This window comes from Dyella sp. 01N36 (assembly GCF_056399745.1).
Genome location: NZ_JBFTRY010000019.1, coordinates 36,272 through 46,643 on the forward strand (window position 1 = coordinate 36,272; position 10,372 = coordinate 46,643).

General features: G+C 64.3%; 10 protein-coding genes. 8 read left to right on the forward strand and 2 right to left on the reverse strand.

Annotated elements, in window-relative coordinates; translation table 11 throughout:
* Nucleotides 1–72: 72 nt before the first annotated feature.
* On the forward strand, nt 73–801 hold the full coding sequence (locus tag AC1DMG_RS06750) for a YggS family pyridoxal phosphate-dependent enzyme (protein ID WP_477178037.1): 729 nt from the start codon (nt 73–75) through the stop codon (nt 799–801).
* A gap of 238 nt (nt 802–1,039) precedes the next feature.
* On the forward strand, nt 1,040–1,756 hold the full coding sequence (locus tag AC1DMG_RS06755) for a C40 family peptidase (protein WP_477178038.1): 717 nt from the start codon (nt 1,040–1,042) through the stop codon (nt 1,754–1,756).
* An 82-nt stretch (nt 1,757–1,838) separates the two neighbouring features.
* On the opposite strand, the gene AC1DMG_RS06760 is transcribed toward AC1DMG_RS06755, so the two are convergent.
* Nucleotides 1,839–2,480, reverse strand: a complete 642-nt coding sequence (locus AC1DMG_RS06760) for an NAD(P)H-binding protein (RefSeq protein WP_477175452.1) — start codon at nt 2,478–2,480, stop codon at nt 1,839–1,841.
* Between the two features lie 99 nt (nt 2,481–2,579).
* Here AC1DMG_RS06760 and gloA point away from each other — a divergent pair, with 99 nt between their 5' ends.
* From gloA to AC1DMG_RS06780, 4 genes are all read left to right on the forward strand, one after another.
* A complete protein-coding gene (gene gloA / locus AC1DMG_RS06765) occupies nt 2,580–3,107 on the forward strand; it encodes a lactoylglutathione lyase (protein ID WP_441602662.1) in 528 nt (175 codons plus the stop codon).
* Nucleotides 3,108–3,372: 265 nt separating this feature from the next.
* A complete protein-coding gene (locus AC1DMG_RS06770; RefSeq protein ID WP_477178039.1) occupies nt 3,373–4,023 on the forward strand; it encodes a rhomboid family intramembrane serine protease in 651 nt (216 codons plus the stop codon).
* 31 nt (nt 4,024–4,054) lie between these two features.
* The gene (locus AC1DMG_RS06775) at nt 4,055–5,425 is read left to right on the forward strand and encodes an amino acid permease (protein WP_477178040.1); all 1,371 of its coding nucleotides are present in this window, start codon (nt 4,055–4,057) and stop codon (nt 5,423–5,425) included.
* Between the two features lie 44 nt (nt 5,426–5,469).
* On the forward strand, nt 5,470–6,162 hold the full coding sequence (locus AC1DMG_RS06780; protein ID WP_477178041.1) for an aspartate/glutamate racemase family protein: 693 nt from the start codon (nt 5,470–5,472) through the stop codon (nt 6,160–6,162).
* An 80-nt stretch (nt 6,163–6,242) separates the two neighbouring features.
* Here the strand turns inward: AC1DMG_RS06780 and rapA are convergent, their stop codons facing one another.
* A complete protein-coding gene (rapA, locus tag AC1DMG_RS06785; protein ID WP_441602666.1) occupies nt 6,243–9,083 on the reverse strand; it encodes an RNA polymerase-associated protein RapA in 2,841 nt (946 codons plus the stop codon).
* A gap of 342 nt (nt 9,084–9,425) precedes the next feature.
* Between rapA and AC1DMG_RS06790 the strand changes: the two genes are divergently transcribed.
* Nucleotides 9,426–9,959 carry a GspH/FimT family pseudopilin gene (locus tag AC1DMG_RS06790; RefSeq protein WP_441602667.1) on the forward strand — a complete coding sequence of 178 codons (534 nt, stop codon included), beginning with the start codon at nt 9,426–9,428 and terminating at the stop codon, nt 9,957–9,959.
* A gap of 65 nt (nt 9,960–10,024) precedes the next feature.
* Nucleotides 10,025–10,372 (forward strand): type IV pilus modification protein PilV (pilV, locus tag AC1DMG_RS06795; protein ID WP_477180338.1); only part of this gene is annotated, 348 nt, incomplete at its 3' end.

The following is a 10,372-nucleotide window of genomic DNA, read 5'->3' on the forward strand; positions in this document are numbered from 1 at the left end:
CGCAACCGACTGCGCAGGACGTCGGCAGCAGCCGGACGCAAACCCGTGCGGTCTCTGGCAGGGTTTTCAGCGATGTCTGATTCCAGCAACGAGCTTTCCTATCTCGCCGAGAACTGGGCGTCCGTGCGCGAGCGCGTCGACGCGGCGTGCCGTGCGGCGGGGCGTGATCCCGGCGAAGTGTCGATCCTGCCGGTGAGCAAGACGTTCGGCCCGGAGGTGGTGCGTGCCGCCCTGGCGCTGGGCCTGCACCGCTTCGGCGAGAACAAGGTGCAGGAGATTCGCAGCAAGGCCGAAGCGCTGGCTGGCGAGCGCATCGAGTGGGTGGTGATCGGCCATCTGCAGACCAATAAAGCTAAGGATGTAGCCCGACTGGCCAGCGAAGTGCAGTCGCTGGATCGGCTGGAGTTGGCCGACGCGCTGCAACGGCGCCTGGAGATCGAGGACCGCGTCATCGATGTGTTGATCGAGGTGAAGACCTCACCGGAAGACAGCAAGCACGGCCTGCCGCCCGATCAGCTGCCCGGCTTGCTGGACGCCCTGCGCGCCTATGACCGTCTGAAGGTGCGAGGTCTTATGACGTTGGCCGTCCAGTCGGACGATGCCGCGGCCGTTCGCGCATGCTTCCGCCAGTTACGCCAGCTGCGTGCGGCCGGATTGGACCAGGGCCATGATTTGGCTCGACTTTCCATGGGGATGAGCGGCGACTTCGCGCTCGCCATTGCCGAGGGCGCGACCGAAATCCGGCTCGGTACGGCGATTTTCGGTGTGAGACAGCTCACAAAACATACGGTACCGAACTGAACATTTGGTTCACTAATTGGTCAATATGTAACCAATTTGACACAGCTTTCACCGATAAATCAGTCACTTATCACGCGGCACACCCCAAGCATAGGCCGTGCCAGGTTTCGAAACGACAGGGTACAGTTAACCCCATCCGAACAAACGATCTAGATCCCTTTGCTAAGTTCACGCCTCGATCACGGCCCGTTGACCTGACGACGGCGATTTCCACGAACTGCAAAGGGATGTGTCCCACATGCGAACAAAGCGAATTTTCGCCGCTGCTGCGCTTGCTGGTGCACTGCTTACTTCCCTTCCGCTTTTTGCTGAACCGCTGACCGCCACTCCGGCTTCCACGCCGACGTCGGCAACCGTGACACCGAATCTGATGGGCCAGCTGTCGTTGTTCTCGCCGGCAGCCATGCTTGCCCAGTCCGCCGCTCCCGCCCAGGTCGCTGCCAAGGCCTCGGCCGGCACCACCGGTGCCCTGGGCGATGACGAAGACGCCGATGGCGACGGCATGCCGGACAGCGGCGTCAGCGCCGTCGCGGCGCTCGCCAACGACACCTCCGACCTGCGCAAGACCCTGATCGGCATGGCCATGCAGCTGCGTGACATCCGTTACGTGCGCGGCGGTCATGATCCGTCCACCGGCTTTGATTGCAGCGGCTTCGTCCGCTACGTGTTCGCCCATGCCGTCGGCCTCGAGCTGCCGACCAACTCTGCTTCGCAGTTCGTGGCTGGCCTCAACGTCAACCGCGGCGACATGAAGCCGGGCGACCTGGTGTTCTTCCGCACCGCCGGCAAGCGTGGCCAGGGCCGCGTGTCGCATGTGGGCATCTATATCGCCAATGGCCAGTTCATCCATTCGCCCTCGCGCGGCAAGACCGTGCGCGTGGACAGCCTGGACCAGTCTTACTGGGCGCAGCGTTTCGCTGGCGCCAAGCGCCCGGGTGCGCTGGCTCGCAGCTAATTTGGACGTCACCGTCAGTCAAAGGCCGCCTCATGGGCGGCCTTTTTTTATGCGGCGTTGCCCGCTGCGGGCGATACAAGTTTCAGCCGCCTAGTTGCTGCAGTTCGTCGGACGCCACGATGCGCAGGCCGCTACCCGGTGCCTTGGCCAGCCGCCACATGGCGGTGGCCACCGTGCCGGCCGAGATGCCGCGCCAGCGTCCTGGCAGTACGCGCGAGAAGGGCGCGGCGAATACTTCGCCCATGCGTGGCTTATGGCGCGAACCCAGCAGCAGCGATGGACGCACGATGGTGAGTCGCGGCCATTCCTGTTTCTGCAAGGCTACTTCCAACTCGCCCTTGGTGCGGTTGTAGAACAAACGCGAGGTCGGATCCGCGCCCAGCGCGCTGATCACCAGATAGTGGCTGGCGCCAAGCGCATGCGCATGCTTGGCGAGCGATAGCGGGAGGTCGTAATCGACCATGCGGAACGCCTCGCGGGATCCGGCCTGGCCGATGGTGGTGCCCAGGCAACAGAACACCGTGTCAGCCCGTCCGTGCAGCTGCGCGATCAGGTGGCTGACCATGCCCACCGGGTTCTCGAGTTTCGGATGAGGCGCCAATGGCCGACGAGTGGGGGCGTAGACGTGCTCCACCGAGTCATCCGCGAGCAACAGCTCGAGCAGCTTATGCCCGGTCAGTCCGGTGGCACCGGCAAGCAGTACATGGCGCGGCGGCGTGCTCATGGCGACATTGTATGGCGAGGATTGTTATGGCGACCGAAGTCTTGCCTGGCTGCGCTTGAACCCCATGTTGGACATTCGCTTTCCCCCGGAAGAACCCCGATGTCGCTTTCCCCCTTGCTTGCCATGCCGGGCGTCCATGCGCCCGAGGCCGCCACCCACGGCTACGTGTTCAACCACACCATGATCCGCGTGAAGGATCTGAGTCGTTCGCTGGACTTCTACACGCGCGTACTGGGCTTCACGCCGGTGCACCGCCAGGACTTTGCCGAGGCGGCCTTCACCATCGTGTACCTGGTGCTGGCGCCGGATCGCTCGGTCATCCCCGAGGACGATGCCGCCCGCCTGCGCTGGGTGCTCGGCCAGCCGGGTGTGCTGGAGCTGACCCACAACCACGGCACCGAGCACGACGAGGCGTTTCACTACCACCACGGCAACGCCGAGCCGCGCGGTTTTGGCCACCTGTGCGTCTCCGTGCCGAACGTGCAAGAAGCCTGCGCCCGCTTCGAGGCCTTGGGCGTGACGTTCCAGAAGCGCCTGAGCGATGGACGCATGAAGCACATCGCATTTATTCGCGATCCCGACGACTACTGGATCGAGATCCTGCAGCCGGCCGCGTTCATCGGCTGAGCTGGGCCGTCCTGCTGTTGTCGGGAGAAGTTCTTGATCACGTCGTGCTCCCTTCCTTGATGGCACCTCCAATGCCCCGTCATTCCCGCAAAAGCGGGAGTCCGGTGACTCTCAGGCCCTGAAGCGAAGGCGCTGGATCCCTGCGTTGGCAGGGATGGCGAGCAAGTACGCGGTTTTCCGAGGCTCCCTTTATGGCCATTGGCCGTGGCGATGCACGGCCTCTACCAGTACGCTTGGGAATATTGCCCCGCGGATTCGCCCCGATATGCCGTTTGACCTTCCTCCCGTCACTCGCAACCTGCTGATCGCCAATGTGGCGGTGTATCTCCTGCAGCAGATCATGGGCGAAACGCTGCTGACCTACTTCGCGCTGTGGCCGTGGGGCCCGGACCAGGTCGCCCAGGGGGCGCAGGGCCTGGTCTCGGTAGGTTTCCGTCCGTGGCAGCTGATCACTTATGCCTTCATGCATGGCAGCCTGACGCACCTGTTCTCGAACATGCTGGCGCTCTTCATGTTTGGCGGGCAGATCGAGCGCGTGTTTGGTGCGCGCAACTTCGTCGTCTATTACTTCGTCTGCCTGCTGGTCGCCGCGCTGGCGCAGCTGGTGGTGGTGAACTGGTTTACCGGCGGCTTCTATCCGACCCTGGGCGCGTCGGGTGCGATCTTCGGCATCCTGCTGGCGTTCGGCATGTTGTTCCCGCACGAGAAGATGATCCTGATCTTCCTGCCGATCCCGATTTCCGCCTGGCTGTTCGTGACACTTTACGGACTGGCCGAGCTCTACATGGGCGTGACCGGCACGCAGGCAGGCATCGCGCATTTTGCGCACCTGGGCGGCATGCTCGGTGGTTTTGTATTGATCCAGTACTGGCGGGGCAAGCTCCCCATCAAGCCGCAGCGCAAACTCTGGCGCTGATCGCAGCACTCGCAGTCTTCCGGCAGTTTCCATGACACAGCATCTCCAGCGTCGACTGACGCCGCGCCACATCACCTTCATGGCGCTCGGCATGGCCATTGGCGCAGGCCTGTTCCTCGGCTCCGCCGATGCGATCAAACTGGCCGGCCCTTCGGTGTTGTTTGCCTACCTGTTCGGCGGCGTGATGATCTACATCATCATGCGCGCGCTGGGCGAGATGACCGTGCGCGATCCGGTCGCCGGTTCCTTCAGCGTGTATGCGCAGCGTTATCTCGGCCCCTTCGCCGGTTTCGTCACCGGCTGGAATTACTGGCTGCTGATGGTCGGCGTCGGCATGGCCGAAGCCACTGCCGTGGGCGCGTACATGCACGAGTGGTTTCCCGATTGGCCACGCTGGATCTGGGTGCTGGGCAGCGTGGTGATGATCGGCGGACTGAACCTGCTCACCGTGAAGATTTACGGCGAGATGGAGTTCTGGTTCACCCTGGTGAAGGTGATCACGGTGCTGGCGATGATCGTGGGCGGGCTGAGCATCATCTTTGTTGGCTGGGGCAATGGCGGACGGCCCACCGGCTTGTCGAACCTGTGGTCGAACGGCGGCTGGTTTCCGCACGGCTTGCTTGGCATGGTGCTGGCGCTGCCGGTGGTGGTGTTCTCGTTTGGCGGTGTGGAAACCGTAGGTATCGCCGCTGGCGAAGCGGCACAGCCCGAGCGCACGATTCCACGCGCGGTGAATTCGGTGCTGTGGCGCATCCTGATTTTCTACGTGGGTGCGCTGTTCGTGATCATGGCCATCTATCCGTGGACGGGTCTTGGCGAACACGGCAGTCCGTTTGTCACCACCTTTGCCAAGCTCGGCATTCCGCAGGCGGCCGGTCTGATCAATTTCGTGGTGATCACCGCGGCGCTGTCCGGCTTCAATTGCACCACCTTCAGTGGCAGCCGCATGCTGTACAGCCTGGCCTGCAAGGGGCAGGCGCCGACGGCGCTGAGCGAAGTGAACGAGCAGGGCGTGCCGGTGCGCGCGATCCTGGTGACGCTCGCGGTGCTGCTGCTTGCCGTGCTGCTGAACTATCTGCTGCCGGCCAAAGTGTTCGGCATGATGATGTCGATCCTCTCGTTCAACACCGTGTGGACGTGGACGATGGTGCTGCTGGCGCACTACAGCTTCCGTCGTCAGCTGCGCGCGCGGGGTGAGGCGCCGGCAGCGTTCCGGCTGCGCTGGTGGCCGCTGAGCGGCATCGTCTGCGTGGCGTTCCTGGGTTTTGTGGTGGTGATGCTGGGCGTCAGCCCGGATACGCGCATCGCGCTCTATATCGGAGCGGCCTGGGTCGCGCTGCTGGCAATCGCTTACCGGTTGTTCCAGGTGCAAGGACGCATGCAGCTGGTGGCGCAAAGCTAGACTCGTGCTCGGCGGGCGAGGGCCCGCGCAGCAGGAGTCTTCACGTGCGCACCATCGGACTGATTGGCGGCATGAGCTGGGAATCCAGCCTGCTTTACTACCAGTGGATCAATCGCGGCATCCGCGATCGATGCGGGCCGCTGTATTCCGCCAGGCTGCTGCTCGACAGCCTGAATTTCCAGGAGATTGCCACCTGGCAACGCGAAGGCGACTGGGATGCCGCCGGCGCAGCGCTGGCCGCATCAGCGCGTCGGCTCGAAGCGGGCGGCGCCGAATGCATCGTGCTGGCGACCAACACCATGCACAAGATGGCGGATGCCATCACTAGTGCGACCCGCCTGCCATTCATCCATATCGCCGATCCCACCGGCGCGGCGATCACCGCCCAGGGTCTGCATTCGGTTCTGCTGCTGGGCACCGAGTTCACCATGTCGGAGAGCTTCTACCGCGCCCGCCTGCAGGAGCGATTCAATCTGCATTGCGTGGTGCCGTCCAAGTCGCAGCGTGCGGACGTCCATCGCATCATCTACGACGAGCTATGCGCCGGCGTGATCAACGAGGCGTCGCGGGAGATCTATCGATCCATCATCGAGGAGGCGGCCATCAACGGTGCGAAAGGCGTCATTCTTGGATGCACCGAGATTGGCTTGCTGCTGCGGCAGGACGATATCCTGCTGCCGTTGTTCAATACGGCTGAGCTGCACGCCGCAGCGGCCGTGGCTTTTGCGTTGGGTTAGAAGCGTGCGTAGGTGATGCCGCCTGCAGCAGGCGCTGCAGGGCGGCAGAAATGCCGCGATGCGATGTTCCTCGCCTCGCGTTAGCGCAGGGCGAGGAAGTCCGGACTCACCACAAAGCGCACCGCGTCGAGTCGAAGACGCGCCCCCGGCAGCGCCTGCAGCAAGGCTGTGCGCTCATCCGCAACGGCGGCGATTTCAGCCTCGCTGATGGCGGGATTCACGGCACGCAACGCGAGCAGGCGCGAGAGTTCGGCATCCAGCGTGTCGGTGGCCAAGGCCACGGCTTCATCCACATTCGCCTTGGCACGCTCGGCCGCGATGGCGTCCGCCTTCTCCAGCATCGGCGGCACCAGTTTGGCGAGGAACTTGCGGTAGCGAGCCACTTCGATGCTGCGGTCCGCCGCCTTGCGCAGGCCGATGTCGCTCGGGCGGAAATCCGCTCGCTCGATGAGGCGCGTATCGATGGTCACCACGATCGGCTGCGGCGGCAGGAAGCGTTCGGCGTCCAGCTTGCGGTCGGCGACGCATTCGATAAGAAATACCGCCTGCAACAACGCGCTGCGTACCGGCAATGCATCGTCCACCAGGAAGGCCGCATTGCCTTGCTCGTTGGATAGCGTCAGGTCGAGTGCGCCCAACACCATCGGATGATCCAGCCGCAGCAGCGGCAGTTCTTCGCGCGCGAGCGCCACCTCACGGGCGAACGTCACCGCCTGCGGGCCTTCGGCGAAGCCGGGCAGGGCGTCGGTGGAGAGGTATTGCGGATCGAGCAGCATGACCTTGCCGCCCAGCTCTTCGGCGTGAATGCCGAAGCGCTCGAGCAGACTCTGGATGAAGGCGTCGCGGCTCGGGTCGTTGTCTTCGCGGGTAAATGCCTGCGCCAGTTCATCGGCATGCAGGTCGCGGCTGGCAGCGAGTTCCAACAGGTGATCGCGGCCATCGCGGATCAGCTCCGCCATTTCCTCGTGTGCGCCGCGTGTTTCCGCCAGCAGCACCTCGAGTTCCTGGTCGCGATTGTCATCGCCGCGCGCGTGCTCGCTGGCGAGACGGGCGAGCGAGTCGCCAAAACGGCGCAGCAGCTCGCGGCCATCGGCGGGACTGGTACGGAACGCATCCACGCCCTCGTCGTACCAGCGGGCCAGCACGTGCTGCGCGCTGTCGGCGACAGCGAGTACATGGATGCTGATGTCGTGCTTCTGTCCGATGCGATCGAGGCGGCCGATGCGCTGTTCCAGCAGGTCCGGATCCAGCGGCAGATCCCACAGCACCAGGCGATGGGCGAACTGGAAGTTGCGGCCCTCCGAACCAATCTCCGAGCACAGCAGCAGGCGCGCACCGTCGGGTTGTGCGAAGTACGCCGCATTGCGGTCGCGCTGCACGATGCCCAGGCCTTCATGGAAGCGGGCCAGGCCCACGCCACTCTTGGTGCGCAGCGCTTCTTCCAGCGCGAGCACCTTGGCCTGGCTGCGGCAGATCAGCAGGAACTTGTCCTGCGGATGCGCGTCGAGCAGGGCGACCAGCGCGTCGATGCGCGGATCGTTGCCGTAGTCGATCTCGATGACTGGCGAGGGTTGCTGGATGTCGGCGTGGAATTCGCCCAGCAAGGCCTGGCGCGCGTCGTCGCTCAGCGTGTCCTTGTCGATCAGGTGCCATACCGGCGCGCGCTTGGGAAAACCGCCGATGCTGGCGCGACGATTGCGGAACATGGCGCGGCCGGTGCCGTGGCGGTCGATCAGCGCGGCGAGGATCTCGCGTGCATGCTCCGGCTTGGTCGTATCGGCCAGGCGGGCCTGCAGGGCATCGTCGCCCGCAAAGGTCTCGCGCAGCGCGGCCAGTTGCGGCTCGTCGAGCGCCTTGCCGTCGAGCAGGCGGTCGGCCACTTTCGACAAGCTGTGGAATTTGTCCGACTCGGACAGATAGACGTCCAGATCGTGATAGCGCTGCGGATCGAGCAGGCGCAAGCGGGCGAAATGGCCGCTGCGGCCCAGTTGTTCCGGCGTCGCGGTGAGCAGGATCACGCCCGGCGTGGCCGCGGCGAGCTGATCTACCAAGGTATAGCGCGGGCTGGCGGCTTCGGGCGACCAGGCCAGGTGATGGGCCTCGTCCACCACCAGCAGGTCCCAGCGGGCTTCCAGCAGCTGCTGGGCGCGCTTGGGCGATTGCTCCAGGAAACTGAAGTCGGCGATGACGAGCTGCTCGTCTTCGAAGGGATTGGCGGTGTCGCCGCCCTGTTCCAGCGACTCGCAACGCTCTTCGTCGTAAATGGCGAAGCTGAGGTTGAAGCGGCGCAGCAGTTCCACGAACCACTGGTAGACCAGCGTGTCGGGCAGCAGGATCAGCACGCGGCCAGCGCGCCCCGTGGCCAGCTGACGGGCAATAATCATGCCCGCCTCGATCGTCTTGCCCAGGCCGACCTCATCGGCGAGCAAGACGCGGGGAGGGCGGCGCGAGGAGGCAATGCCCGCCACACGCAACTGATGTGGCACCAGCCCGATGCGCGAGGCGGCCAGGCCCCATGCCGGCGAGCGGCGCGCCTCGGCACGGCGCTTGAGGCCTTCCAGGCGCAGCTCAAAATGGGCTACGGGGTCGGTACGGCCACCGATCAGGCGATCATCGGCCTGGCTGACGCTTTGTTCGTCGTCGAGCTGGCCTTCCTCCAGCTCACGGCCTTCGCCGCGATAGACCAGCAGGTCTTCACGTATCTCCACCCGTTCAACCAGAAAGGCCAGGCCCTTGCCGGCCACGCGCTGGCCAGGGCGGAATTCCGCGCGCACCAGTGGCGCCGAGTCGACCGCGTAAGGCCGCAGCACCCCCGCCTTGGCGAACAATACCTGCACACCACGCCCTTCGACGCGCAGCACAGTGCCGAGGCCAAGCTCGGGCTCGGCGGTGGAGATCCAACGTTGACCGGGAACAAACATCAGGGAGAGGGGCCTGCCAGTTGCAAGGACCGCCAATTATCCGCTCAGTGGTTGTCGATGCCTAGCGAAACCGTCGGCTGCTGCTCGATGGCGCAGTGACGGCCGTCACCAATGCGCGGCGGCTGCCGACCGTTTATCGGAAAGATGCCCCCAATCGTCGGCTGCTGGCTGGTTACCTCAAAACTCGTGAGTACAGTTCGCCCATGCGGGTCGGGTGTTCTCGTGCCGGCCATTCGTCAACGGAGTGCACCGTTGATGGTTCCAGGGGTAGGGGGCAACGTGAATCGATTGGAATTTGGCAAGCTTGCCAAGCCACGGCCTGTGCCGTGCAGGCGGGCGCCCGTGCGCAGCGAGCAGGGCTTCACCCTGGTGGAGCTGGTGATCACCATGGTCGTGGCCGTCATCTTGATCTCGATCGCCGTGCCCAGCTTCACCCGGATCATCGCGACCAACCGGCTCACCACCACCACCAATGAAATCATCGCGGCGGTCAATGTCGCGCGCATGGAGGCGGTCAAGCGCAACAGCAGTATTGCGTTCTGCAGCGATTCTGCCGCCAACAACACCACCGACACCTTGGGATCGGCCTGCGGTACGCAGGTGGGCGCGATCTATCTGCTGACCAGCGGGACCAACACCACGCAAGTGCGTGCCAGCCTGCCCGGCATCGTGTGGCCAATCCAGCTGAGCGGCAGCGTGACGGCCCTGCGCTTCTCCGGTACGGGCTTCGCCAAGGCAGTAGGTGCCACCGCTCCCTACGGCGGCACGGTAGCCGATATCTGCACCACGGCGACCAGCGCCGACAATCATCAGAAGATCACGATGTCGACCGGTTCGATCATGGCGGTGACGTCTTACACGGGGACATGTCCGTGATGAGCAATCTCATTCTGAGTATGTGCGGCCGGCCGGCTGCATCAAGTCGATCTGAGCGGGTGCGCATGCCCTCGCGCKCAAGGGCGCAGTCGGGCRCCGGCCTGATCGAAGTGCTGGTGGCGGTGCTGATCCTTTCCATCGGTTTTCTCGGCATTGCGGCCCTGCAGGCCAAGTCGCTGTCCACCAACAACAGCGCGATGGCGCGCAGCATGGCCACCATCGAGAGCTATACGATCCTCGACTCGATGCGTGCCGACATCAATACCGCGGTGGCCAACGGCTACAACGGCACCTGGAAGGGCAATGCTTGTCCTGCGGCCGGCTCGAGCCTCTCCAGTGTGCAGATCAACCAGTGGTGCACGCATCTTGGCGCCGACCTCGGCGCCACTGCCAACACCGTTGGCACGATTGCC

Excerpts from the sequence above, each read along its gene's own strand:
- AC1DMG_RS06750 (WP_477178037.1), top strand. The coding sequence starts at position 73 with ATGTCTGATTCCAGCAACGAGCTTTCCTATCTCGCCGAGAACTGGGCG.
- AC1DMG_RS06755 (WP_477178038.1), top strand. The coding sequence starts at position 1,040 with ATGCGAACAAAGCGAATTTTCGCCGCTGCTGCGCTTGCTGGTGCACTG.
- AC1DMG_RS06760 (WP_477175452.1), bottom strand. The coding sequence starts at position 2,480 with ATGAGCACGCCGCCGCGCCATGTACTGCTTGCCGGTGCCACCGGACTG.
- gloA (WP_441602662.1), top strand. The coding sequence starts at position 2,580 with ATGTCGCTTTCCCCCTTGCTTGCCATGCCGGGCGTCCATGCGCCCGAG.
- AC1DMG_RS06770 (WP_477178039.1), top strand. The coding sequence starts at position 3,373 with ATGCCGTTTGACCTTCCTCCCGTCACTCGCAACCTGCTGATCGCCAAT.
- AC1DMG_RS06775 (WP_477178040.1), top strand. The coding sequence starts at position 4,055 with ATGACACAGCATCTCCAGCGTCGACTGACGCCGCGCCACATCACCTTC.
- rapA (WP_441602666.1), bottom strand. The coding sequence starts at position 9,083 with ATGTTTGTTCCCGGTCAACGTTGGATCTCCACCGCCGAGCCCGAGCTT.